This window comes from Streptomyces sp. NBC_00670 (genome assembly GCF_036226765.1).
Classification (GTDB): domain Bacteria; phylum Actinomycetota; class Actinomycetes; order Streptomycetales; family Streptomycetaceae; genus Streptomyces.
Map to the genome: position 1 here is coordinate 1,377,923 of NZ_CP109017.1, position 22,918 is coordinate 1,400,840.

23 protein-coding genes and 1 pseudogene are annotated in these 22,918 nt (G+C 73.1%); 11 read left to right on the forward strand and 13 right to left on the reverse strand.

Going from position 1 to position 22,918, the window contains the following annotated elements; all coding sequences use genetic code 11:
* Positions 1-67: 67 nt before the first annotated feature.
* From OIE12_RS06080 to OIE12_RS06095, 4 genes are all read right to left on the reverse strand, one after another.
* Entirely contained in the window at positions 68-706 is a 639-nt protein-coding gene (locus OIE12_RS06080; RefSeq protein WP_329132513.1) for a GNAT family N-acetyltransferase, read from the reverse strand.
* 168 nt (positions 707-874) lie between these two features.
* On the reverse strand, positions 875-1,714 hold the full coding sequence (locus OIE12_RS06085) for a MetQ/NlpA family ABC transporter substrate-binding protein (protein WP_329132515.1): 840 nt from the start codon (positions 1,712-1,714) through the stop codon (positions 875-877).
* Positions 1,715-1,796: 82 nt separating this feature from the next.
* A complete protein-coding gene (locus OIE12_RS06090; RefSeq protein ID WP_329132516.1) occupies positions 1,797-2,540 on the reverse strand; it encodes a methionine ABC transporter permease in 744 nt (247 codons plus the stop codon).
* Entirely contained in the window at positions 2,537-3,637 is a 1,101-nt protein-coding gene (locus OIE12_RS06095; protein WP_443053767.1) for a methionine ABC transporter ATP-binding protein, read from the reverse strand. The genes OIE12_RS06090 and OIE12_RS06095 overlap by 4 nt, the downstream gene beginning before the upstream one ends.
* A 562-nt stretch (positions 3,638-4,199) precedes the next feature.
* Here OIE12_RS06095 and OIE12_RS06100 point away from each other — a divergent pair.
* Complete coding sequence (locus tag OIE12_RS06100; protein WP_329132517.1) at positions 4,200-4,559, forward strand: hypothetical protein; 360 nt, start codon at positions 4,200-4,202, stop codon at positions 4,557-4,559.
* Positions 4,540-4,995, forward strand: a complete 456-nt coding sequence (locus OIE12_RS06105) for a hypothetical protein (RefSeq protein WP_329132519.1) — start codon at positions 4,540-4,542, stop codon at positions 4,993-4,995. The genes OIE12_RS06100 and OIE12_RS06105 overlap by 20 nt, the downstream gene beginning before the upstream one ends.
* 23 nt (positions 4,996-5,018) lie before the next feature.
* Here OIE12_RS06105 and OIE12_RS06110 read toward each other — a convergent pair whose 3' ends face one another.
* The 3 genes from OIE12_RS06110 to OIE12_RS06120 form a co-directional block, all read right to left on the reverse strand.
* Positions 5,019-5,522: a GNAT family N-acetyltransferase gene (locus tag OIE12_RS06110; protein ID WP_030381870.1), complete on the reverse strand. Its 504-nt coding sequence runs from the start codon at positions 5,520-5,522 to the stop codon at positions 5,019-5,021.
* A 45-nt stretch (positions 5,523-5,567) separates the two neighbouring features.
* Positions 5,568-6,083 carry an RNA polymerase sigma factor gene (locus OIE12_RS06115; protein WP_329132522.1) on the reverse strand — a complete coding sequence of 172 codons (516 nt, stop codon included), beginning with the start codon at positions 6,081-6,083 and terminating at the stop codon, positions 5,568-5,570.
* A 110-nt stretch (positions 6,084-6,193) separates the two neighbouring features.
* Positions 6,194-7,429, reverse strand: a complete 1,236-nt coding sequence (locus tag OIE12_RS06120; protein ID WP_329132524.1) for a glycerophosphodiester phosphodiesterase — start codon at positions 7,427-7,429, stop codon at positions 6,194-6,196.
* A gap of 358 nt (positions 7,430-7,787) precedes the next feature.
* Between OIE12_RS06120 and OIE12_RS06125 the strand changes: the two genes are divergently transcribed.
* Positions 7,788-8,408, forward strand: coding sequence for a lysophospholipid acyltransferase family protein (locus tag OIE12_RS06125; RefSeq protein WP_329132526.1), 621 nt, complete (start codon positions 7,788-7,790; stop codon positions 8,406-8,408).
* 99 nt (positions 8,409-8,507) lie between these two features.
* On the opposite strand, the gene OIE12_RS06130 is transcribed toward OIE12_RS06125, so the two are convergent.
* The 4 genes from OIE12_RS06130 to argH form a co-directional block, all read right to left on the reverse strand.
* Positions 8,508-10,040, reverse strand: coding sequence for an MFS transporter (locus tag OIE12_RS06130; RefSeq protein ID WP_329132528.1), 1,533 nt, complete (start codon positions 10,038-10,040; stop codon positions 8,508-8,510).
* 3 nt (positions 10,041-10,043) lie between these two features.
* Entirely contained in the window at positions 10,044-10,589 is a 546-nt protein-coding gene (locus OIE12_RS06135; RefSeq protein ID WP_329132530.1) for a TetR/AcrR family transcriptional regulator, read from the reverse strand.
* An 88-nt stretch (positions 10,590-10,677) separates the two neighbouring features.
* The gene (locus tag OIE12_RS06140) at positions 10,678-11,649 is read right to left on the reverse strand and encodes an aldo/keto reductase (RefSeq protein WP_329132532.1); all 972 of its coding nucleotides are present in this window, start codon (positions 11,647-11,649) and stop codon (positions 10,678-10,680) included.
* A 78-nt stretch (positions 11,650-11,727) separates the two neighbouring features.
* A complete protein-coding gene (argH, locus tag OIE12_RS06145) occupies positions 11,728-13,164 on the reverse strand; it encodes an argininosuccinate lyase (RefSeq protein ID WP_329132533.1) in 1,437 nt (478 codons plus the stop codon).
* A 234-nt stretch (positions 13,165-13,398) separates the two neighbouring features.
* Between argH and OIE12_RS06150 the strand changes: the two genes are divergently transcribed.
* The 3 genes from OIE12_RS06150 (at position 13,399) to OIE12_RS06160 (ending at position 15,681) form a co-directional block, all read left to right on the forward strand.
* Positions 13,399-14,247: a hypothetical protein gene (locus OIE12_RS06150; protein ID WP_329132535.1), complete on the forward strand. Its 849-nt coding sequence runs from the start codon at positions 13,399-13,401 to the stop codon at positions 14,245-14,247.
* A 131-nt stretch (positions 14,248-14,378) separates the two neighbouring features.
* Complete coding sequence (locus OIE12_RS06155) at positions 14,379-14,966, forward strand: pyridoxamine 5'-phosphate oxidase family protein (RefSeq protein WP_329132537.1); 588 nt, start codon at positions 14,379-14,381, stop codon at positions 14,964-14,966.
* A 4-nt stretch (positions 14,967-14,970) separates the two neighbouring features.
* Complete coding sequence (locus OIE12_RS06160; RefSeq protein WP_329132539.1) at positions 14,971-15,681, forward strand: L,D-transpeptidase family protein; 711 nt, start codon at positions 14,971-14,973, stop codon at positions 15,679-15,681.
* A 9-nt stretch (positions 15,682-15,690) separates the two neighbouring features.
* Here the strand turns inward: OIE12_RS06160 and OIE12_RS06165 are convergent, their stop codons facing one another.
* Entirely contained in the window at positions 15,691-17,160 is a 1,470-nt protein-coding gene (locus OIE12_RS06165; RefSeq protein WP_329132541.1) for a sensor histidine kinase, read from the reverse strand.
* Positions 17,160-17,915 (reverse strand): response regulator transcription factor, encoded by a 756-nt coding sequence (locus tag OIE12_RS06170; protein ID WP_329132543.1) that lies wholly within the window; start codon positions 17,913-17,915, stop codon positions 17,160-17,162. The genes OIE12_RS06165 and OIE12_RS06170 overlap by 1 nt, the downstream gene beginning before the upstream one ends.
* A 223-nt stretch (positions 17,916-18,138) precedes the next feature.
* Here OIE12_RS06170 and OIE12_RS06175 point away from each other — a divergent pair, with 223 nt between their 5' ends.
* The 5 genes and pseudogenes from OIE12_RS06175 (at position 18,139) to OIE12_RS06195 (ending at position 22,841) form a co-directional block, all read left to right on the forward strand.
* Positions 18,139-19,500, forward strand: a complete 1,362-nt coding sequence (locus OIE12_RS06175; RefSeq protein WP_329132545.1) for a ferredoxin reductase family protein — start codon at positions 18,139-18,141, stop codon at positions 19,498-19,500.
* Positions 19,501-19,510: 10 nt separating this feature from the next.
* Complete coding sequence (locus OIE12_RS06180; RefSeq protein WP_329132547.1) at positions 19,511-19,993, forward strand: FMN-binding protein; 483 nt, start codon at positions 19,511-19,513, stop codon at positions 19,991-19,993.
* 170 nt (positions 19,994-20,163) lie between these two features.
* Complete coding sequence (locus OIE12_RS06185) at positions 20,164-21,501, forward strand: ferredoxin reductase family protein (protein WP_329141743.1); 1,338 nt, start codon at positions 20,164-20,166, stop codon at positions 21,499-21,501.
* Positions 21,502-21,529: 28 nt separating this feature from the next.
* Positions 21,530-21,979: pseudogene (locus OIE12_RS06190) on the forward strand (FMN-binding protein); the annotation flags it as partial.
* 124 nt (positions 21,980-22,103) lie between these two features.
* Entirely contained in the window at positions 22,104-22,841 is a 738-nt protein-coding gene (locus tag OIE12_RS06195) for an FAD:protein FMN transferase (RefSeq protein ID WP_443054025.1), read from the forward strand.
* The last annotated feature ends 77 nt before the right edge of the window (positions 22,842-22,918 follow it).

The window sequence follows — 22,918 nt, forward strand, 5'->3', positions numbered from 1 at the left end:
TGAGACTACCGTGTGCGCGCGAGGCGTTCGCCCGGCGTGGCGGGGGGTGTCACCGCCGCCGCGGGACTCAGTTCCAGTCGGAGAACGAGGTGAACCCGGTGCTGTCGGCGAGTTGGCCGGCGCCGCCCTCCAGGTCCTCCGGCAGCAGGCTCCACACGATGAAGTCGGTGCGCACGTCGGTCCAGGTGCCGTCCTCCGTACGCGCGTGGGCTATGCAGGCGTTGCGCAGCACGCCCTCGCTGATGCAGCCGATCTTCTGCGCGACCTGCTGCGAGGCGGTGTTGTCGGCGGCGGTGCGCAGTTCGATGCGTTCGAACTTCTGCTCGCGGAAGAGCCAGCGGGCGGTGGCGAGCGCGGCCTCGGAGGCGTAGCCCTCGCCGCGCGCCCAGGGGGCGACGATGTACGACAGCTCCGTGGACCGCACATGCCAGTTGGTGCGGGTGAGCTGGATGATGCCGACCAGGCGCTGGGTGAGGAACTCGGTGACCGCCAGGTCGAGGCCGCGGCCCGCGGCGCGTTCGGCGGGCGCGTACTCGTCGATCCAGGTCCGGGCGCCCGCCTCGGTGAAGGGCTGGGGCACATCGGTCCAGGCGGCGATCTGCTCGTCGTTCATCATCTCGGACAGGGCGGTGACGTCGTCCTCGTCGAGGGCCCGCAGGACCAACCGCTCCGTGCTGATGGAGATGTTGGGGAAGGTGCTCGTCATGCGCCACTCCGTAACCTGTGGACCGTCAAACCTGATCAGCCGTCATCCGACCTGCTGAACTGCCCAGCATGCAGCATGAACCCACCGCACCGCACCACGGGGTCCGCTCCGGGCGGTGAGGGAGCGGACCCCGTGCGTGGCGGCGGCCGGCGAAACGGGCGGCGGGGATCAGAAGGCGGGGACGACGGCGCCGTCGTACTTGTCCTCGATGTACTTCTTCACCTCGGGCGAGGTGAGCAGCGTGGCGAGCTTCTTCACCCGCGGGTCGTCCTCGTCGCCCTTCTTCACGGCGAGGAAGTTGGCGTACGGGTTGCCCTTCGCGGACTCGGCGGCGAGGGCGTCCTCGGCCGGGCTGAGGTCGGCCTCCAGGGCGTAATTGCCGTTGATCACCGCGGCGTCGACGTCACCGAGGGAGCGCGGCAGCTGCGCGGCCTCCAGCTCCTTGAACTTCAGTCCCTTGGGGTTGGACGTGACGTCCTTGGGGGTGGCGTCGTAGCCCGCGCCCGACTTCAGCTTCAGCACGCCGTTGGCCTCGAGCAGCTTGAGCGCGCGGGCCTCGTTCGTGGTGTCGTTGGGCAGGGCGACGGTGGCGCCCTTCGTCAGGTCGTCGAGCTTCTTGAGGCTCTTGGAGTAGACGCCGAGCGGCTCCAGGTGCACGGTGCCGCCGGGGACCGGGACGATGTCGGTGCCGTTCTTCTTGTTGAAGTCGTCCAGGTACGGCTTGTGCTGGAAGTAGTTGGCGTCGACCTCGCCCTGCTGGACGGCCGTGTTCGGGGTGACGTAGTCGGTGAACTCCTTCACCTCCAGCTTGAGGCCGGCCTTCTTCGCCAGGTGGTCCTTGACGTAGGTGAGGATCTCGCCCTGCGGGGTGGGGGTCGCGGCGACGGTGAGGGTGGCGTCGGCGTCGGCCTTGCCGGAGTCGTCGGAGTCCGAGCCGCAGGCGCCGAGCCCGAGGGTGAGGGCGGTGACGGCCAGCGCGGCGGTGGTGATCTTTGCGGTGTTACGCACGAAAAGTGCCTTTCCTTGCGGCAATGGTGAAGCGTCCCCGTGTCGGGTGGACGGGGAGTTCTGTGGGGTGGGTGGGCCGGTGTCAGCCCTTGTCGACCGCGTCCGCGGTGGCCGGGACCGGGCGGGGGCCGCCCAGCGGCCGGAACAGGAGCAGCCGTCCGGATCTGGCGCCCCGGCGGTGCAGTGAGCGCGCGGCGAAGTCGCCGGCGAACTGCAGCACGGAGATCACGACGGCCAGGATGGCGACGGTGATCCACATGATGCCGGTCTCGAAGCGCTGGTAGCCGTAGCGGATGGCGATGTCGCCGAGGCCGCCGGCGCCGACCGTGCCCGCCATCGCCGAGTAGCCGATGAGGGCGATGATCGTGGTGGTGGCGCCGGAGATGAGCGACGGGAGCGCCTCGGGCACGAGGACGCTGCGGACGGTCTTCCAGGTGCTGCCGCCCATCGACTGCACGGCCTCGACGAGTCCGCCGTCCACCTCGCGGACCGACATCTCCACCAGGCGCGCGTAGAACGGGATGGCGCCGATGGCGAGCGGCACGATCGCGGCCTCGCGGCCGATGGTGGTGCCGGTGACCCAGCGGGTGAAGGTCATCAGCGCGACCATGAGGATGATGAACGGCATCGAGCGGGCGACGTTCACGACCTGGCCGATGACCTTGTTGGCGACGACGTTGCGCAGCAGTCCGCCGCGGTCGGTGAGGACCAGCAGCACGCCGAGCGGCAGTCCGACGACGACCGCGATCACCGTGGACCAGCCGACCATGTAGAGCGTGTCCCAACAGGCCTGGGACAGCAGCGGCCGCATCTCCGACCAGGTCACTTGGCACCTTCCTTCACCAGCGGGGTGGTCCGGCCGGCCGTGGGGGCGGGGTCGGTGACGCCGACGACGTCGACGCCGAGGCCCTGTTCGCGCAGGAAGCCGACCGGGACGACGTTGTCCTCGTAGCGGCCGGGCAGTTCGATGCGCATCCGGCCGACCTGGCGGCCGGCGACGGTGTCCATCGCGGCGCCCAGGATCGATATGTCGATGTTGTAGGTGCGCGCGAGCTGCGAGATGACGGGCTGGGTGGCGGCGTCGCCGTGGAAGGTGACGTCGACGACGGTCCGGTCCGCGCCGGTGGCCCGGCCGCCGACCGGGAACAGCGCCTCGGCCAGCCGGGAGCCGGGGGTGGCGAGCAGCTCGCTCACCGTGCCGGACTCGACGATCCGGCCCTTCTCCATGAGGGCGGCGGAGTCGCAGATCGACTTCACGACGTCCATCTCGTGCGTGATGAGCAGGACGGTGAGGCCGAGCTGCTGGTTGAGGTCGCGCAGCAGCTGGAGGATGGAGCGGGTGGTCTCCGGGTCCAGGGCGCTGGTCGCCTCGTCGGAGAGCAGCACCTTGGGGTCGCCGGCCAGGGCGCGGGCGATGCCGACGCGTTGCTTCTGGCCGCCGGAGAGCTGGGCGGGGTACGCCTTCGCCTTGTCGGTCAGGCCGACGAGGTCGAGCAGCTCCAGGGCCCTGCGGGAACGTTCCTTCCCCGAGACGCCGAGGATCTCCAGGGGCAGTTCGACGTTGGCCTGGACGGTGCGCGAGGACAGCAGGTTGAAGTGCTGGAAGACCATGCCGATGCGGCTGCGGGCGCGGCGCAGTTCGCGGCCGGCGCGGGCGCCGCGGCCGGCGAGTGCGGTGAGGTCCTTGCCGTCGACGGTGACCGTGCCGGCGGTGGGGCGCTCCAGCAGGTTGACGCAGCGGATGAGGGAGGACTTGCCGGCGCCGGACTGACCGATGACGCCGTAGACCTCGCCCTCGCGGACGTGGAGGTCCACGTGGTCGAGGGCGACGATGCCGTGGGGGGCGGCTTGGGTGCCGGCTCGGCCGCCGACCCGGGTTCCGTGTGGGTGGTAGATCTTCGTGAGGCCCGATGTGGTGATCACGTGGGTTTCCGTCGCTGTCGGGGGCGTGGGTGTGCCCGGGCACGCGGTGAGTGACGCTTGTGTGCGGGTGCACACGTGTGCGGCGCGTGGTGCACGCGTGGGTGCGGGGGCGCCGGGCACGGCGTACGGGGGCTGCCGGGGGTGCCGGCGGGCTCGCTTCGGGGCGCGAGCGGGGGGGGTGGTGCGGGGGCCCTCTAGAAGGCGCGCATTCGGTCTGCGCGGCCGGAACAGCACATACAACGAGCACCGGGCGTGGTCGTCGCCTCGGTCGCAGGGGTGCGGTCGCTCGTGGTGCTCATGGGGCAAGTAAAGCAGACGTATGGGTGTGGGTGGGCGCGGGTGTCCGGATCGTGGACGGGGGTGGTGGGGGGGGTGAGGGACGGTGGGGGGTGGTGGGGGTTTGCTGTGGCCAACGCCACGGTGGGGGTGGGTCTTTTTCGGGGCGCGGCTGCTCGCGCCCACCGCGGCGGAGCCGCGCAGAAGACACAGCCCCGCGCCCCTGCGGGCAGGACAGGCGAACCCGGCGCACGGGGGGTCGTCAGGGGCGTAATAAAGTCGCCGCATGCTTGATGTCCTGACGTTGGTGACCGGGGTTGCCGCGCTGTTGCTCGGTGGGTGGTGCGGGTGGTCCGCCTCGCGGGATCAGCCGACGAAGGACTGGCACTTCATCGGCATGGCCGTCGTCTCCGTGCTCGCGCTCGTGCAGCTTGTCGTCGGGGTCGTGCAGCTCTCCCGGGGGGAGAAGCCCGAGCAGGGAACCACGATCTTCGTCGCCTATCTGCTGGGCGCGCTCGCGTGCGTTCCCGTGGCAGGCTTCATGTCGCTGGCGGAACGCACCCGCTGGGGTTCGGTGACCGTCGCGGCCGGCGGTGTGGTCCTCGCCGTCCTCGAAGTGCGGCTCTATGACATCTGGGGAGGCTGAGATGGCGGCGACGGAGGAGCAGGACACCGCGCGTGGCCGGCTCATCAGTGGGCCCGGCATGCTGCTGGTGTGGCTGTACGGCGTGATGGTCGTCGGCGCGGTGTCGCGCTCGGTGGTGCAGATCTCCACCGATTTCGACCGCGCGCCGCTCGCCTACTCGCTGTCCGCGGTCGCGGGCGTGGTGTACGGCTTCATCACGTACTCGCTGGTCCGCGGCGGGGAGGGCGCCCGCCGCGCCGCGCTGGCGTGCTGCGTGGCGGAGCTGGTGGGCGTGCTGACGGTGGGCACCTGGACGCTCGTCGAGCCGTCCGCGTTCCCGGACGCGACGGTGTGGTCGGACTTCGGGATGGGCTACCTCTTCATTCCGGTGCTGCTCCCGCTGTCCGCCATCCGCTGGCTGCGCAAGGGGAGCGCGGCCGGCCCCGTTTCCGCGTAACCGCCGGCCGCGCTGCCGCTCCTCTAGGCCGTCGCCGCGTACGACGTCTCCGGGGCCGGCTTCTCCAGGACGATCATGCGGACGCCGTCGGGGCCCTCGGCGGTGCCGACCGTCTCGTAGCCCACCTTGCGGTACAGCCGCAGGTTGTTCTCGCTGCGGTGGCCCGTGCTGAGCCGGAACCGCTTGGCGCCGCGCTCCTCGACCAGCGCGGCCTCGGCCGCGCGCAGCAGCCGGGCGCCGATGCCGTGGCCCTGCAAGCGGGGGTGGACGCACAGCTTGCCGATGGCGGCGGCGCCGTCCTCGGTCACCGTGCCGTGCACCGAGCCCACGACCTCGTCGCCGAGGCGCGCCACGAAGACGCAGTCGGCGGCGACCTCCGCGCGCACCGAGTCCAGCGGCTGGACCAGCGGGTCGATGCGGTAGTTCCCGTACAGCGCGGCTTCGCTCTGGAAGCAGAGGTACTGCAGTCTGAAGATCTGCTCGACATCCTGCTCGGTCGCCACCGAGATGGTCACGCTCATGCCCATGTGCGCACGCCTCCCGCTCACCTGATCACCGGTCGTCCCCCACTCCTATCCCCGCCGTTCGCGGCCCGCAACCTCCGCCGCCAGCAATCGACGCAGACAAGCCAGACATCTGGAACGTTCCGGTCCGAGGCTGCCCTGTGAGATACCCAACTCCCCCGCGATCTCCCGGTAGGTCAGATCTCTCGGGGACAGCAGCGCGGCCATCAGTCCGGGGCAGCGGCCGGGCAGCCGGCGCACGGCGGCATGGAGCGCGCGGTGGCGGGCGGCGGTGAGCGCCTGCTGCTCGGGGCCGGGCCGGCGGTCGTCGGCGGGGTCGCCGCCGTGGGATGCGTAGGGCGTCTCGTGCCGGGCGGTACGGCGGCTGCGGCGGGCCTCGGAGCGGACGGCCCGGCGCAGCCAGTCGGGCGGGTCGGCGGGCGGGGCGTCCGCGTCCAGCCGTTCCAGGAGGCGCAGCCAGACGGCCTGCTCCAGGTCGCCCGGTTCGGCGCCGGAGGCGTGGCCCTCCGCCGAGGCCTCCGCGGCCAGCAGCGGGCGCAGGGTGGTCAGCAAGTCGTGGGTCATGTGCGGCGTGACGCGGCCGCCCCGGCGCCGGTTGCCGGGGCGGCCGTACGTCACCCGATCGAGGGGTCGGGGAGTGACAGTCCGTCAGGCTCCCCCTCCCCTTGCGGCTGCTAGTCGTTCCAGAAGTCCTCGCGGGCCAGGACGCCGGTGTCCGCGTTGTCGGTGAAGACGCCGTCGATGCCGGTGGCGAAGTACGCCTTGAACGCGCCGAAGGCGTCGCCGTAGCCGTCGGCGTCGGTGCCCTTGCGGAACTCGGCGGGGAGGAAGGGATTCTCGTTGCGCATGGTGTACGGGTGCAGGACGAGACCCGCCCGGTGGGCGTCGGCGACGAGGGTGGTCGGGGTGGTGAGCCGGCCGGCGGAGTCCTTGGGGATGATCAGGTCGAGGGTGGGGCCGATGCCCTGGGCGTAGCCGGCGATCTCCTTGAGGCCCTTGGGGGTGATGAGGTCGTCCGTCGTGCGCGGGTCGCCGGTCTCGACGAAGTCCCAGGGGCGGGAGCCGGCGCCGGAGAGCAGTACGGCGAGCGGGTTGCCGACGAGCTTGTTCATCCGCTGGATGCTGGTGGGCTCGAAGGACTGGATGAGCACGGGCGAGTTCCGCCGGTGCTTGCCGTGCCGGCGCAGCAGCCGGGCGAGCCGCTCCTCGGTGCCGAGGCCCAGCTTGCGGAAGTAGGTGGGGTGCTTGATCTCGGGGTAGATCCAGACCTGCTTGCCGCGCTTGCGGGTCTGCTCGTCCTGCCACTTCAGGACCTCTTCGAAGGTGGGGATCTCGAAGCGCCCGTTGTAGAGAGTGTTGTGCGGGCGGTTGGCGGGGATCCGCTCACTCGCGCGCAGGGTCTTCAGCTCGGCGAGGGTGAAGTCCTCGGTGAACCAGCCGGTGGTGGAGACGCCGTCCAGCACCTTGGTGGTGCGGCGGCCGGCGAACTCGGGGTGGTCGGCGACATCGGTGGTGCCGCCGATCTCCGGTTCGTGCCGGCAGACGAGGTGGCCGTCCTTGGTGGGGACGAGGTCGCCGGCCTCGACGATGTCGGCGCCGAGGTCGAGCGCCAGTTCGTAGGAGCCGAAGGTGTGCTCCGGCCGGTAGCCGCTGGCCCCGCGGTGCCCGATGATCGTCGGCACGGGCAGGCCCTTCAGGCCGCCGCCGTGCGCGGACCCCTTGCCCCCGGTGGCCCGCTCGGCCTCCGCCGCGCGCGCCGTGCCGGAGAGTCCGAGGACCGCGCCGCCCGCGCCGAGCACCGCGGCGCCGAGGAGCGCCCGGCGCCCGGTCTCCCGCTGCCGCCCGTCCGGCCCGCCGCGCTCGCCCGGCTCCCGGGGATCCGCCGGCCGGCCCGCCTGTCGAGACTCCATGCGCACTCCTTCTGGCTGTGATGGCCTGCACCTGCCAAAGCGGGACGATCGTAGGTGGCGGCGGGTGACGGTGGGGAGACGTACAGCCGAACACGCGGGTGGGGCCGCATGTCGAGCGGCGTACCTCACATCGGCACGGCGGGGGCGCGGGGCCGCGATCACGCGCTGTCGCAGGTGAACGTGCGTCAATAGGGTGTATCCGTGGTGAGAACCCGGGATGCGCGCGGCGGTGACTCGCGAGTATCGTCCTCACCTGCACAGACTTCATACTGGATCCCATGCCGTTTCCCCGACACCGGAGGGCCCGTTGTCCCGCTTCGCGCTCATCAAGGCAGTACTCGGGCCGATCATGCGTCTGATGTTCCGCCTACGGGTGGAGGGCGCGGAGCGCATTCCGGCCGACGGCCCGGTCATCCTGGCCGGCAACCACCTCACCTTCATCGACTCGATGATCCTTCCGCTGGTCTGCGACCGGCAGGTGTTCTTCATCGGCAAGGACGAGTACGTCACCGGCAAGAGCCTCAAGGGCCGTCTGATGGCCTGGTTCTTCACCGGCGTCGGCATGATCCCGGTCGACCGCGACGGCGGCCGGGGTGGCGTGGCCGCGCTGATGACCGGCCGCCGGGTGCTGGAGGAGGGCCGCGTCTTCGGCATCTACCCGGAGGGCACGCGCTCGCCCGACGGGCGGCTGTACCGGGGGCGTACGGGCATCGCCCGGCTCACCCTGATGACCGGGGCGCCGGTCGTGCCGTTCGCGATGATCGGCACGGACAAGCTCCAGCCGGGCGGCTCGGGCCTGCCCAAGCCGGGCAAGGTCACGGTCCGCTTCGGCGAGCCGATGGAGTTCTCCCGCTACGAGGGCATGGACCGCGACCGCTATGTGCTGCGCGCCGTGACCGACTCCGTGATGGCCGAGGTGATGGAACTGTCCGGCCAGGAGTACGTGGACATCTACGCGACGAAGGCGAAGGCGGCGTAACGCCTTCGGGCCTCACGGTTCTCACGGTCCCGGACGGCGGGCCGCTCGACGAGCGGCCCGCCGTCCGGGTGCGGGAAGGCCGGGACCGCCGCCGTACGGCTACGAGTGGTCCGGCCCGTCCGGCAGTCGCTGGTCGCGCAGCAGGAACCAGGCGGCCGCGGCTGTCGCCAGGAGGACGGCCGCGCCGGCGCCCGACGCCAGGGCCAGGCCGTCGACGAAGGCGTCGCGGGCGGCGGTGAGCAGTGCCTCGGCCGAGGGGCCGGGGAGGCCGGCGGCGGTCTCGACCGCGCCGCCCAGGGACTCGTGGGCCGCCTCCGGGGTGCCGGCCGGGCCGGTGAAGCCGCGGTAGACGCCGGTCACGACGGTGCCGAGCAGTGCGATGCCGAGGGCGGCGCCGAGTTCGTACGCCGTCTCGGAGACGGCGGAGGCGGCGCCCGCCTGGTCCTTGGGCACGCTGGAGAGGATCACGTCGGCGGTGACGGTGAACGAGAGCCCGGCGCCGACGCCGACGACCAGCAGGGCGGTGCCGAGCAGCGGATAGCCGGTGCCCCGGTCGAGGACGGTCAGCGCGGCGAGCGCGAGACCGACGGCGGCGAGTCCGCCGGAGACGACGGCACGCACCGAGAAGCGCCGGGCGGCGTGACCCGCGACCAGACCGGCCGCCACCGCGCCGACGGCCGCGGGCAGTTCGGCCAGCCCCGCCTCGAACGGCCGCCTGCCCTGGACGAGTTGCAGGTACTGGGAGAGGAAGAACACCAGTCCGGACAGGCCGAGGACGGTCAGCAGGTCGGCCAGGACCGCGCCGCTGAACCCTCGGCTCCGGAACAGCCGCATGTCGAGCAGCGGGACCGGCAGGGTCAACTGCCTGCGGACGAAGCCGTACAGCGCGGCGGCGCCCAGCAGCCCCACGGCGAGCGTGGCCCACGCGAACCCGTGCGCGGCGGCCTCCTTGACGGCGTAGACGACGCCGACCATGCCGGCCAGGGAGAGGACGACGCTGCGGAGGTCCCAGGGGCCGGGGTCGGGGTTGCGGGACTCGGGCAGCAGCCTGGCGCCGACGAGGACCAGGACGGTCATCACGGGGAGGTTGATCAGGAAGACCGAGCCCCACCAGAAGTGCTCCAGCAGCAGGCCGCCGACGACCGGGCCGATCGCCGCGCCGGCCGAGGCCGCGGCACCCCAGATGCCGACGGCGAGGCTGCGTTCGCGCGGGTCGTGGAAGAGGTTGCGGATCAGGGCGAGGGTGGCGGGCATCAGGGTGGCGCCGGCGGCGCCGAGCAGGGCCCGGGCGGTGATCATCAGCTCGGGCGTGAACGCGTAGGCGTTCAGGACCGAGAGCGCGCCGAACGCCGTGGCGCCCGCGAGCAGCAGCCGCTTGCGGCCGATGCGGTCGCCGAGGCTGCCCATGGAGACGAGCAGTCCGGCGATGACGAAGGAGTAGACGTCGCCGATCCAGAGCAACTGGGTGCCGGAGGGGGCGAGGTCCTCACTGATGTAGGGGGTCGCGAGGCCGAGGACGGTCGCGTCGATGGCCACCAGCAGCACGGCGAGCACGAGGACGGCCAGCGCGGGCCAGCGGCCGGGGCGGCTCACCGCCTCGGTCGTGCGCGTCGGCCGCAGGGTGCGGGTCATGGGTCACTCTTTCCGGAGCGCGCCGCCGAGCAGCAGCTCGGCGATCATGTGGGTGAAGTCGTTGCGGGCCACGCGGCCCTCGGACACGGACCAGGCGCCGGAGGCGAGCAGGCCGTAGAGGGCTTCGGTGAGCCAGGCCGGGGTGAGGTCGATACGGAACTCGCCGCGTTCCTGCCCCCGGCGGAACAGGGCGGTGAGCCGGGCGTCCAGCCGTTCCCAGCCCTCGTTCTGCCGCTCGCCCTCGAACAGCTGGTTCTCGGTGTAGAGGAAGGCGAGCAGCGCGGCGGAGGGCTGGAGCTCGCGGACGAGCCGGCGCACCGCGTCGGCCGCCGGGCCCTCGTCCGGACGGGCGGCGTCCAGGGCGGCCTCGCACTCGGCGATGCCGAGGGATTCCAGGGCGCGGACGAGGGCGTCGCGTCCGGCGAAGTGCCGGTGCAGCGTGGCCCGGCTCAGCCCGGCCGCCTTCGCCACCTCGTCCATGGTCGCGGTGGATTTGCGGGTCAGCAGGGCCGCGGCACTGCGCAGGACCTGATCACGGTCGACAGCCATGAGACAACGCTAACCCAGGTGAGACACCTTTGTCTCATGCAGGGCATGTGTGACTCACCTCTTGCGGTGGTCACGCGATGCCGGGCGCTCAGTGCCAGGGCAGCTGGCTTCGGTGGGCCCAGTACGTCCGCGCGGGCTCGGCCAGCGCTTCCAGGCGGGCCTGCTGGTCGTCGTCGAGGTCGACGGCCGCCGCGTGCAGGTTGGAGGCGAGCTGGTCGGCCGTCGCGGCGCCGGAGAGGACGACGCCGGCCCAGGGGCGGCGCAGGGCGTACGCCAGGGCCACGGCGTCGCAGCCCGCGCCCGTCTCCTCGGCGACGGCCCGGAGTGCGGCGGGGGCGTTCGGGTCCGCGAGGCGGCCGTTGGCCATGCCCTCCTTGACGATCACCGTCAGCCCGGCGTCGTGGGCCTCGGCGAGGGCCGGGCCGGCCGAGGTCTCCAGGATGTTGTACGTCGACTGGACGGTACGGAAGAGCGGGGCCCCGTCGACCGTCACGGCGAGCGCGGCACGGATCGCGTCGGCCTGGGCGGGGCCGCTGGTGGAGAAGCCGATCGTGACGCCGCGCGCGGCGGCCTCGGCGAGCCGGGTGTGCAGTTCCCGGTCGGTGAGGGCGGGGCTGTCCGGCGTCACGGAGTGGATCTGGTAGAGGTCGAGCCGGTCGCCGAGCAGGGCGTCGGTCTCGGCGCGCTGTCGCTCGTAGGTGGCCGTGCCGTGGTCCTTGACCTCGTGCCGCTCCGCGTCGGTGGTCCAGTCGGCGGTGTAGGTGTAGCCCCACTTGCTGCCGATGACGACGTCGGTGACGTTCGGGCGGGCCCGCAGCCAGTCGGCGAGGAACTCCTCGGAGCGGCCGTAGGAGCGGGCGGCGTCGAGGTAGCGCACGCCCTGCGCGTAGGCGGCGTCGAGGAGTTCGTGGGTGCGGGCGCGCAGGGCGTCGACGGTGCGGTCGGCCGGGAGGTCGCGGTCGCGGCCGAGGGTGATGTAGCCGGGGCGGCCGACGGCGGCGAGGCCGAATCCCAGGTGGCAGGTGGGGGTGGTGGCTGCGGCCAGCCGGGAGAAGGGCATCGCGGGTTCCGTTTCGTCGGCTCCGTCCGGTCGCCGACCAACGTAACCCGCGAGGCCCTGGCCTCCCTCGCCGACCTGCTACTTCTTCGGGCCCGCCGCGTTCGCCCAGGCGTGCTGCGCGGCCAGGTTCTCCTTGACCTCGGCGAGCTGGACGGCGACCGCCTCCGGTGCGGTGCCGCCGCGTCCGTTGCGTGAGGCGAGGGCGCCGGGGACGTTGAGCACCGAGCGGACCTCGGGGGTGAGGTGGGCGGAGATCTTGGCGAACTGCTCGTCGGTCAGCTCGTCCAGCTCCTTGCCGTCGGCCTCGGCGGCCTTCACGCACTCGCCGGCCACCTCGTGCGCGACACGGAACGGCACGCCCTGCCTGACCAGCCACTCGGCGATGTCGGTGGCGAGGGAGAACCCGGCCGGGGCCAGCTCCTCCAGCCGCTCGCGGTGCACGGTGAGCGTGGCCATCATGCCGGTGAAGGCGGGGAGCAGGATCTCCAGCTGGTCGATGGAGTCGAAGACCGGCTCCTTGTCCTCCTGGAGGTCGCGGTTGTACGCGAGCGGGAGGGCCTTGAGCGTGGCCATCAGGCCGGTGAGGTTGCCGATGAGCCGGCCGGACTTGCCGCGGGCCAGCTCGGCGATGTCGGGGTTCTTCTTCTGCGGCATGATCGACGAGCCGGTGGAGAAGGCGTCGTGGAGGGTCACGAAGGAGAACTCCTTCGTGTTCCAGAGGATGATCTCCTCGGCGATCCGGGAGATGTTGACGCCGATCATCGCGGTGATGAACGCGAACTCGGCGACGAAGTCCCGGGAGGCGGTGCCGTCGATGGAGTTGGCGGCGCTGCCGTGCTCGAAGCCGAGGTCGGCGGCGACCGCCTCGGGGTCGAGGCCGAGGGAGGAACCGGCGAGCGCGCCGGAGCCGTACGGCGAGACCGCCGTACGCGTGTCCCACTGGCGCAGCCGTTCGGCGTCCCGGGAGAGGGCCTGGACGTGGGCGAGGACGTGGTGGGCGAAGAGCACGGGCTGGGCGTGCTGGAGATGGGTGCGGCCGGGCATGGCCACGCCCGGGTGGGCCTCGGCGAGGCCGACCAGCGCGTCCTGGAGGTCGGCGATGAGTCCGCCGACGGTGCGGGCGTGGTCGCGCAGATACATCCGGAAGAGGGTGGCGACCTGGTCGTTGCGGGAGCGGCCGGCGCGGAGCTTGCCGCCGAGGTCGGGGCCGAGCCGTTCCAGCAGGCCGCGTTCCAGTGCGGTGTGGACGTCCTCGTCGGCGATCGTGCCGGTGAAGGAGCCGTCGGCGACGTCCGCCTCCAGCCGGTCGAGCCCGGCGATCATGCGGGTCAGCTCGTCCTCGGTGAGCAGCCCCGCCTTGTGCAGCACGCGTGCGTGGGCGCGGGAGCCGGCGATGTCGTAAGGGGCGAGCCGCCAGTCGAAGTGGACGGACGCGGACAGCCTGGCCAGGGCCTCGGCGGGTCCGTCGGCGAAACGACCGCCCCAGAGCCGGACGTCACCGCTGTTGCTGCTCACTTGCGTGCTCCTCGGGGTGTCGACGGGACGCCGCCTGCCGCGGCGGGGCCGCAATTCGTGTGCATGAGTATGCAGCGCCTTGCATGAATAGTCAATCTGCCCGCTCCCTCCGGGGGTGTCGGTCTTCGTCGAGCCACCCTTGAACGCCCGCAACCGCTTTCCCGTACTTCTCCGCGAGCGCAGGCGCCGCGTTCGGCACAGTCGAAGCACCCCCGACCCGAGTGAGGCACTCCCATGTCCAGGGCACTTCCGAAGTACAACAGGCGTCGTGTGGCACTGATCGGTGGCGCCGCCGCCGTGGTCCTGTCGGGCGCGGTGATCGCCGGTTCCGCGCTTGCCGGGGAGACCTCCCACGGCAGCGGCACGGACGCCCGGACGCTCGCGGCCCCGGGCACGATCAGCTGCCCGGACGTGGCCTCGCAGCTCCCCGCGGTTCCCGCCTCCGCGCGGAACGAGGTCGACCGCAACCTCGCCCTCCTGGACACCCAACTCCAAGAGGCCGACAAACGCCTCGTCGACACCGTCGGACAGGGCGGACCCGACTTCGTCCAGAACGCCATCCTCGGACCCCTCGCCGACAAACGGAAATCCACCATCGACCGCATCGCCACCTCCATCGGCCGCACCGCCGACAAACCCCAGGGACTCGACGCGCTCGCCGCCTGCGCGCTGAACGCGGGCGGCGGAGGCACGGACGACGGGACCGCGACCCCGGGCGACACGGCGACGGCGAGCGCCCCGGCGTCCGGGGAGACAGGCGGCGGTGGAGCCGGCGACGGCACGGGCGCCGTCGGCACGATCAGCTGCCCGGACGTGGCCTCGCAGCTCCCCGCGGTTCCCGCCTCCGCGCGGAACGAGGTCGACCGCAACCTCGCCCTCCTGGACACCCAACTCCAAGAGGCCGACAAACGCCTCGTCGACACCGTCGGACAGGGCGGACCCGACTTCGTCCAGAACGCCATCCTCGGACCCCTCGCCGACAAACGGAAATCCACCATCGACCGCATCGCCACCTCCATCGGCCGCACCGCCGACAAACCCCAGGGACTCGACGCCCTGGCCGCCTGCGCGCTCGACGAGTGAGCAGGCACCGTGGCCGCCCCGTGCGCCGGCCGGGGCGGCCACGGCTCGGCGTCGGGCGCCCGGGTCCGCCGGGCGTCTCAGGGGGCGAAATCCCCCGGTCAACGGTGGTCCGCCGCTCGATACTCGAGCGCATGGGAAAGACTCACGCGCGTATAGACGGCAGGCTGCGCACGTTCATCGAGGCGCAGCCGCTCTTCTTCACCGGGACCGCTCCCCTTTCCGCCGACGGCACGGTCAACGTCTCCCCCAAGGGCCTCAAGGGCTCCTTCGCCGTGCTGGACGAACTCACCGTCGCCTACCTCGACTTCGCCGGCAGCAACGCCGAGACCATCGCCCATCTGCGGGAGAACGGCCGCATCACGCTGATGTGGTGCGCGTTCGACGGCCCGCCGAACATCGTGCGGGTGCACGGGCGCGGCGAGCCCGTCTTCCGCGACGACCCGCGCTTCGAGGAACTCCTCGCGCACTTCCCGGACATCGACGCCGCCACGCACGGACTGCGCGCGATCGTCGTGGTGACGGCCGAGCTGATCCGGGACACCTGCGGCTACGCGGTGCCGTTCATGGCGTACGAGGAGGACCGCGAGCTGCACGGCAAGCGGTTCGCCCGGGAGGACGACGCCTCGCTGAGCGCGTACTTCACCAAGAAGGAGCACATCGCGACGAGCCTGGACGGACTACCCGGGCTGCCGTTGCCGCTGCCGCCCCGTAGCGTCTGAAGGCATGCGCCTCGGTGTCGTCGCCGCCTTGTCCGTCTCCGCCTGTCTGCTGCTTGTCGGTGCCGCGCCCGGCGCCGGGGCGCGGCGGGCGCCGCTGCCCGACCGGATGGCGGACACCGGCGGCGGCACCCAGCTGATCACCGCGGTGGCCCCGGCCGCCGGCGCCACCACCGGCACGCTCACCTGGTGGGACCGGCGCGACGGCCGCTGGACGCGGACGGGCTCCGCCCCCGCCCGCTTCGGCGCGCGCGGCCTCGTCGAGGGCACCGCGCGCCGGCAGGGCACGAGCACCACGCCGACCGGGCTGTACGACCTGCCGTACGCCTTCGGGATCCGGGCCGCGCCGCGCGCCACCGCGCTGCCGTACCGCAGGGTGCACCGGGACTCCTGGTGGTGCGAGGACACCGCCTCTGCGGCCTACAACCGGTGGACCGAGCCCCGCCCCGCCGACTGCCGGGCCGGTGCGGCCGAGCATCTGGCCGCGTACGACCCGCAGTACCGGTACGCGCTGGTCGTGGGCTTCAACTACCACCGTCCGGTGCGGGGGCGCGGGGCCGGGATCTTCCTGCACGTCAACGGGCGCGGGGCGACGGCCGGGTGCGTGTCCGTGCCCGAGGGGGCGATGCGGCGGCTGCTGGCGTGGGCGGACCCGGCGCGGGAACCGCACATCGCCCTCGGCACGACAGGTGGGGGCACGGCCGTGACCCGGTACTGACCCCCTTCGTCAGGACACCGGCAGCCGGACCGTGAACGTCGTCGCCCCCGGGCGGCTCGCCAGCGTCACCCCACCGCCGTGCGCCTCCACCACCGCCGCCACGATGGCGAGGCCCAGCCCCGCGCCGCCGCCCGCGGCGTCCGTACGGCGGCGCTCCGCGCGGGTGAAGCGTTCGAAGACGCCCGGCGCCACGTCCTCGGGCACACCCGGGCCGTCGTCGTGGACCGCGAGGACGGCCGTCGCCCCGTCGGACTCCAGCGACACCGTGACCTCCGTGCCCGCCGGCGTGTGCACCCGCGCGTTGGCCAGCAGGTTGGCCAGCACCTGGTGGAGCCGGTGGCCGTCGCCCGTCACCGTCACCGGTTCCTCGGGCAGTTCCATCGTCCAGCGGTGGCCGGGCCCCGCGGCCCGCGCGTCGGTGACCGAGTCCAGGACGAGCCGGGTCAGGTCGACCGCCGTCCGCTCCAGGCCCCGGCCCGCGTCCAGCCGGGCCAGCAGCAGCATCTCGTCGACCATCTCGCCCATCCGCGCCGACTCGGCGGCGATCCGCTCCAGGGCCCGGGTCACCTTCTCCGGCACCGGGTCCGGGTGCAGCAGCGCCAGCTCGGCGTGGCCGCGCACCGAGGCGACCGGGGTGCGCAGCTCGTGGCTGGCGTCGGCGGCGAACCGGCGCAGCCGCTCCTCGCTCGCGTGCCGCTTGGTCAGCGCGTCCTCGACATGGCCCAGCATCCGGTCGAAGGCGGTGGCGACCCGGCCCACCTCGCTGTGCGTGTCCGTTCCGCGGACGCGCGGCGGCAGCGCGACCTCGCCGCCGGCCAGCGGGAGTTCGCTGACCCGGGTGGCGGTGGCGGCGACCCGGTCGAGCGGCCGCAGCGACCAGCGCACCCACAGCGCGCCCGCCACGCCGGTCAGCGCGAGGGCGGCACCGAAGACGAGCCCGGCGACCAGTTCGAGCCGGTGCACGGTGGCCTCGACGGGCTCCAGTGGCAGCCCGGTGACCAGCACGTCACCGTCCTTGCCCGCGGCCGCCGTCACCCGGTAGTCGTCCAGCGCCGACAGCTCGACGGTGTGGCCCCGGCCGTCGACCGGCACGGTGGCCAGGGCGCGCTCGTCATGGGCGGTGAGCGCGACGGACCGGGCGCCGGGGTCGCTGCCGGAGCGGACGACGGCGGCCTGGGTGACGTCCGCGCCGACCAGCCGGGCGCCGAAGGTCCCGGCGGGCTGGCGGCGGGTGTCGCCGTGCTCGTCCCCGTCGTGGTCGTCCGCGACCGACGGCCCGCCGTGCTCCAGGCTGGCCGGGAACCGTACGCCCGCCTCCTGGAGCTGCTCGTCCAGCCGCCCGGTGAGGAACCCGTCCAGCTCGACGACCGCGGCCACGCCGACCGCCGCGCAGCTCACGGCGAGCAGCACGACGAGGCCGGCGGTCAGTCGCGCCCGCAGGGTGCGGAACCGGGGCAGCACCCGCCCGAACCCCGTCATCAGGGGCCCGCCGTCGCCGGCTTGAGGACGTAGCCGGAGCCCCGCACCGTGTGGATCATCGGGGCGCGGCCCGCGTCGACCTTCTTGCGCAGATAGGAGATGTACAGCTCGACGACGTGCGCCTGGCCGCCGAAGTCGTAGGACCACACGCGGTCCAGGATCTGCGCCTTGCTGAGCACCCGGCGCGGGTTGCGCATCAGGAAGCGGAGCAGTTCGAACTCGGTCGGCGACAGTTCGACGAGCGTCCCGGCCCGGGTGACCTCGCGGGCCTCCTCGTCCATCACCAGGTCGCCGACGGTGAGCCGGGGGCCGTCCGCGACCTGGCGGGCCATGCCCGCGCGGCGCAGCAGTCCGCGCAGCCGGGCGACGACCTCCTCCAGGCTGAACGGTTTCGTCACGTAGTCGTCGCCGCCCGCCGTGATCCCCGCGATGCGGTCCTCGACGGCGTCCCGGGCGGTCAGGAAGAGCACGCACACGTCCGGCCGCACGGTGCGCAGCGCACGCAGCACGGCGAAGCCGTCGGTGTCGGGGAGCATCACGTCCAGGACGACGGCGTCCGGCAGCAGCCCGCGGGCGGCGGCGAGCGCCCCGGCGCCGTCGCCCGCGGAGCGCACCTGCCAGCCCTCGTAGCGCAGGGCGCCGGAGAGCACCTCGGCGAGGTCGGGGTCGTCGTCGACGACGAGCACCCTCAGCGGGGTGCCGTCGGGCCGGGCGAGCGCGGGGCGGCCGGTGCCGCGGGAGCGGGGCGTGTTCATCTCCCCTCCAGGATGCGGCCTGCGCGGGGCGGGCCGCCCGTGAGCGGCCTCTGAGTTTCCTCTGAGTACGCGCCGACTCCGTCCCGCCCGGCCTGCCGGAGTTCTCCCTCGCCCACGAGGCAGGACGGGGGTTCGGCCGCCGTCGTCGGGGCCCCGGCTCAGAGCCCGCTCAGAGGTTGCCGGGTGACGCTGGGCGCCGGCCGACGACGGAGAGGACACGCACATGACGACGGTCTACGGGCCCCCGGCGGCCACCGCCCGGCCGCCCGCCGCTCCCCGGCGCTCCCCCGCCGGTGCCGTCCTGGCCCTGCTGTGGGCCGGGGCCGCCGCGGTGCTCGCCCTGTGGTGGTACGGCACCGGCGCGGTGGCGGGCACCGCCGGGTGGCTGACCGGGGCGGGGCGGATCGCCGGGCTGCTGTGCGGGTACGCCTGCGCGGTGCTGGTCGGGCTGATGGCCCGCGTCCCGCTCCTGGAGGAGCGCGTCGGCTCGGACCGGGTGGCGCGCTGGCACGCCCGGGCCGGCCGGTACACGGTCTGCCTGCTGCTCGCGCACCTCGTGCTGATCGTCGCCGGGTACGCCGCGCAGTTCCACGCCTCACTCGTCGACGAGGCACTCTCGGTCGTCCTCGACTACCCGGAGATGATCAAGGCGAGCCTGGGCACGGCCGTCCTGCTCGCGGTCGGGATCGTCTCGGCGCGTGCGGTGCGCCGCAGGGTCTCGCACGAGTTCTGGTACTACGTCCACCTGGGGACGTACGCGGCGGTCTTCCTCACCTTCTGGCACCAGCTCGCCCTGGGCGCCGACTTCGTCGGGAACGCCGCCGCGCGCACCGCCTGGTACGCGCTCTATCTGGGCGTGGCGGCGCTGGTGCTGTGGTTCCGGGTCCTGGTGCCGGTCCGGCTCAATCTGCGGCACCGGCTGCGGGTGGAGTCCGTGCACCGGGAGGCGCCGGACGTGTACTCCGTCGTCGTACGGGGCCGGCGGCTGGAGCGGCTGGGGGCGCGCCCGGGGCAGTTCTTCCGGTGGCGGTTCCTGGCCCCGGGGCTGCGCTGGACCTCCTCGCCGTACTCCCTGTCCGCGCCGCCGCGCCCGGACCGGATGCGCGTCACGGTCAAGGCGCTCGGCGGCCACAGCGCGGCCGTGGCGCTGCTGCGGCCCGGCACCCGGGTGTGGGCCGAGGGCCCGTACGGCTCGCTGACCGCCGACCGCGGCGGGGGCCGCGGGACGCTGCTGCTCGCGGGCGGCGTCGGGATCACCCCGCTGCGGGCGCTGTTCGAGACGCTGCCCGGCGACGTCACCCTCCTCTACCGGGCCCGTACCGCCGAGGACCTGGCGCTCGGCGGCGAGCTGGAGACCGTCGCGCGATGGCGCGGGCCGGGGGCGCGGGTGCTGTACGCGCTCAACGGCCCGCGCGGCGAGCGGCCGGACCTGGGCGCCGAGTCGCTGCGCCGGGCGGTGCCCGATCTGGCCGAGCGGGACGTGTACCTGTGCGGCCCCCGGAGTTTCGCCGAGGACCTGTACCTGTCACTGCGGGCGGCCGGGGTCCCGGACCGCCGTATCCACCACGAATCGTTCGAACTGTGAGGACGCCGACGTGCACGCGTTGAGGAAGGACCGGCCGCTGCGCCGGATCGTACTGGCGAGCGCCGCCACCGTTTCCGGCATGGTGCTGCTGCTCGCGCTGAAGCCGCAGGGGGCGCAGAGCGGGGCCGACGCGACCGCGCCCGCCCCGTCGGCCTCATCGGCCTCATCGGCCCGGCCGGCCCCGTCGGCCTCCTCGGCGAGCGGCAACGGCAGCGGCCGCCGGGCCGTCACGGGCAGCGAGGTGCAGACGCGCTGGGGCCCCGTCCAGGTGAAGGTCACGGTCTCCGGCGGCAGGGTCACCGACGTGGCCGCCGTCGAGTACCCGACCGAGAACCCGCGCGACCAGCAGATCAACTCCTACGCCCTGCCCCAACTGCGCACCGAGGCGCTGGCCGCGCAGAGCGCGGACATCGACACGGTCTCCGGCGCCACCTACACCAGCGAGGGCTACAAGCAGTCCCTCCAATCCGCGCTGGACGCCGCCGGGCTGTGAACCGCGGAGGCGCGCCGCGCGGAAGCCCGGCTGTGAACCCCCGCGACCGTTGAACACCCGGCACGTGCCGCCCGTACTCCAGGCCAAGCGGGCCCCGGGCCCGACCACGCAGGACCACGGAGGAGACCGTGTCCACGATCGCCGGTGGCCGCGCCGCGCGGCGCCAGACGATGCGCCGCATCCGCCCACGCCGCTCCCCCGCCGTCCCGCTGCTGCTCGCCGTCTGGGCGGGCGCGGCCGCGGTGCTGTGGCTGTGGTGGACGAACACGCCGTCCCTGGCCGACACCAACGCCAAGATCCTCAACGCGGGCCGGATCACCGGACTGCTCGCCGGCTACCTCATGGCCCTGGTGGTGCTCCAGATGGCCCGGGTGCCCGCGCTGGAACGCCGGGTGGGCTCGGACCGGGTGGCCCGCTGGCACGCGATGAGCGGCCGCTACACCATCAGCCTCGTCGTCGCCCACGTCGTCCTGACGATGTACGGGTATGCCTTGCAGGCCGGGAAGGGGTTCGGCGACATCGTCCAGCAGACGGTCGACTCCGTCGGACAGCTGCCCGACCTGGGCAAGGCGGTGATCGGCACCGGGCTGCTGGTGCTGATCGCGCTGCTGTCCATGGGACCGGTGCGCCGCCGCATCCCGTACGACTTCTGGTACCACGTCCATCTGCTCACCTACGCGGTGGTGTTCCTGACCTTCTGGCACCAGCTCTCCACCGGCAACGACTTCGTCGTGCAGCCCACCGCCAAGACGTTCTGGTACGCGCTGTACGGCTCGGTGACCGCGCTGGTGGTGTGGTACCGCATCCTCACCCCGCTGCGGCTGAACCTGCGGCACCGGATGCGGGTCGAGGCGGTGATCGAGGAGACGCCCGGGGTGGTGTCGGTGCTGATCACCGGGCGCCGGCTGCACCGGATCGGCGCCGAGCCGGGGCAGTTCTTCCGCTGGCGGTTCCTGGCGCCGGGGATGCGGTTCAGCTCGCACCCGTACTCGCTCTCGGCGGCGCCCCGCCCGAACATGCTGCGCATCACCGTCAAGGCCATCGGCGACCACAGCTCCGCGCTGCGCGGGCTGCGCCCCGGCACCCGGGTGTGGGCCGAGGGCCCGTACGGGGCGATGACCGCGCAGCGGCGCAGCCGGGGCAAGGTGCTCCTGGTGGCGGGCGGGGTCGGCATCACGCCGATGCGGGCGCTGTTCGAGACGCTGCCCGGCGCCGCCGGTGATCTGACGCTGCTGTACCGGGCCAACACCACGCAGGACCTGGCGCTGTGGGACGAGCTGGCGCAGATCGCCCGGGAGCGCGGGGCGCGGCTGATGTACGCGGTCAACAGCCCCGAGGGGGAGCGGCCGGACATCTCCGCCGACACCCTGCGCCGCAAACTGCCGGACATCGACCGGCACGACGTCTTCATGTGCGGGCCGCCCGGCTTCGCACAGCAGGTCTACGAAGCACTGCGCGGCGCAGGCGTCCCCGCCCGCCGCATCCATCACGAGTCGTTCGAGATGTAGCGACGGGACGCACGGGAGTTCGGTAGCGATGAAGAAGAGCCACCCCATACGCCGGATCGTGCTGGCCTCGGCCGCCACGGTGTCCGGGATCGTGCTGCTGCTGTCGCTGAAGCCGTCGTCCGGCCCGGCCGGCGCGGTCGCCGACGGCCCGGCGCCGCAGCGGACGGCGGCGGCCCAGGAGTCGCCGCAGGGCGGCACCGGGAAGCAGGCGGGCGCGACGACGGTCATGGGCGACGCCGCCCAGACCCAGTACGGCACGGTCCAGGTGCGTCTCACCCTCGCCGACGGGAAAATCACCAAGGCGGAGGCGGTGCGGGCGCCGAGCGGCGGCCACAGCACGGAGGTCACCAACGACGCGGTGCCCAAGCTCAACCAGGAGGCCGTCAGCGCACAGAGCGCCGACATCGACGCGGTGTCGGGGGCGACGTACACCAGTGGCGGCTATCTGAAGTCCCTCCAGTCCGCGATCGACAAGGCCGGTGGCTGACCGGGTGGGCGAGGAACGAGTAGGCGAGGAACGAGTGGGCGAGGACGGGGTGAGTGACGACCGGGTGGGCGAGCCCGCGGACGCGCCGTCCGTGGTGCGTCACGCCGAGGAGGTGATGGGGACCGTCTTCTCCTTCGACGTGCGCGGTGGTGATCCGGACGCCGTGCGGCGGGCGCTGACCGAGGCGGTCGCCGGACTCCACCGGGTGGACGAGGTCTTCAGCACCTACCGCGAGCACAGCCAGATCTCCCGGCTCGCCCGGGGGGAGCTGGCCGTGGAGGAGTGCGATCCGGAGGTCGCCGAGGTGCTGGCGCTGGGTGCCGAGGCCGAGCGCCGCAGCGAGGGCTGGTTCAGCGTGCGCTACGAGGGCCGGCTCGACCCGACCGGGATCGTCAAGGGCTGGGCCTGTGAGCGGGCCGCCCGTGCGCTGGCGGCGGCCGGGGCGACGGGGGTCAGCGTCAACGGCGGTGGCGACGTGCAGTTGTACGGCGTGCCCGGGCCGCAGCGGCCCTGGCGGGTCGGGATCTCCGATCCGTTGCGGCCGGGTGGGCTCGCGGCGGTGGTGTCGGCGGCGGGGGTGGAGCGGTTGGCGGTCGCCACGTCGGGGACGGCGGAGCGGGGGGCACACATCGTGGATCCGCGGACGAAGCGTTCCGCGGTGACCGACCTTGTGGCGGTCACCGTGGTGGGGCCGGCGCTCACGTGGGTGGACGCGTGGGCGACGGCGGCGTTCGCGATGGGGTCGCGGGAGGCGTTGGTGTGGTTGGAGTCCCTCCCGGACGCGGAGGCGCTGCTGATCACGGCGGGGAACGAGGTGCGGGCGACGAGCGGGTTGGCTTCTCGGCTGGGGTGACTTCCCGGACGGGGCGGGTGGGGGTTCGCGCGGGCTTTTCTCGCCCCCGCCGCCCCTTCCCAATCCCGTCCCCCGGG

Coding starts and splice junctions, on each gene's coding strand:
- OIE12_RS06080 (WP_329132513.1), bottom strand. CDS start 706: ATGACGAGCACCTTCCCCAACATCTCCATCAGCACGGAGCGGTTGGTC.
- OIE12_RS06150 (WP_329132535.1), top strand. CDS start 13,399: ATGTCCAGGGCACTTCCGAAGTACAACAGGCGTCGTGTGGCACTGATC.
- OIE12_RS06195 (WP_443054025.1), top strand. CDS start 22,104: ATGGGGACCGTCTTCTCCTTCGACGTGCGCGGTGGTGATCCGGACGCC.
- OIE12_RS06155 (WP_329132537.1), top strand. CDS start 14,379: ATGGGAAAGACTCACGCGCGTATAGACGGCAGGCTGCGCACGTTCATC.
- OIE12_RS06165 (WP_329132541.1), bottom strand. CDS start 17,160: ATGACGGGGTTCGGGCGGGTGCTGCCCCGGTTCCGCACCCTGCGGGCG.
- OIE12_RS06100 (WP_329132517.1), top strand. CDS start 4,200: ATGCTTGATGTCCTGACGTTGGTGACCGGGGTTGCCGCGCTGTTGCTC.
- OIE12_RS06135 (WP_329132530.1), bottom strand. CDS start 10,589: ATGGCTGTCGACCGTGATCAGGTCCTGCGCAGTGCCGCGGCCCTGCTG.
- OIE12_RS06140 (WP_329132532.1), bottom strand. CDS start 11,649: ATGCCCTTCTCCCGGCTGGCCGCAGCCACCACCCCCACCTGCCACCTG.
- OIE12_RS06185 (WP_329141743.1), top strand. CDS start 20,164: ATGCGCCGCATCCGCCCACGCCGCTCCCCCGCCGTCCCGCTGCTGCTC.
- OIE12_RS06130 (WP_329132528.1), bottom strand. CDS start 10,040: ATGACCCGCACCCTGCGGCCGACGCGCACGACCGAGGCGGTGAGCCGC.
- OIE12_RS06105 (WP_329132519.1), top strand. CDS start 4,540: ATGACATCTGGGGAGGCTGAGATGGCGGCGACGGAGGAGCAGGACACC.
- OIE12_RS06125 (WP_329132526.1), top strand. CDS start 7,788: ATGTTCCGCCTACGGGTGGAGGGCGCGGAGCGCATTCCGGCCGACGGC.
- OIE12_RS06115 (WP_329132522.1), bottom strand. CDS start 6,083: ATGACCCACGACTTGCTGACCACCCTGCGCCCGCTGCTGGCCGCGGAG.
- OIE12_RS06175 (WP_329132545.1), top strand. CDS start 18,139: ATGACGACGGTCTACGGGCCCCCGGCGGCCACCGCCCGGCCGCCCGCC.
- OIE12_RS06120 (WP_329132524.1), bottom strand. CDS start 7,429: ATGGAGTCTCGACAGGCGGGCCGGCCGGCGGATCCCCGGGAGCCGGGC.
- OIE12_RS06170 (WP_329132543.1), bottom strand. CDS start 17,915: ATGAACACGCCCCGCTCCCGCGGCACCGGCCGCCCCGCGCTCGCCCGG.
- OIE12_RS06160 (WP_329132539.1), top strand. CDS start 14,971: ATGCGCCTCGGTGTCGTCGCCGCCTTGTCCGTCTCCGCCTGTCTGCTG.
- OIE12_RS06110 (WP_030381870.1), bottom strand. CDS start 5,522: ATGGGCATGAGCGTGACCATCTCGGTGGCGACCGAGCAGGATGTCGAG.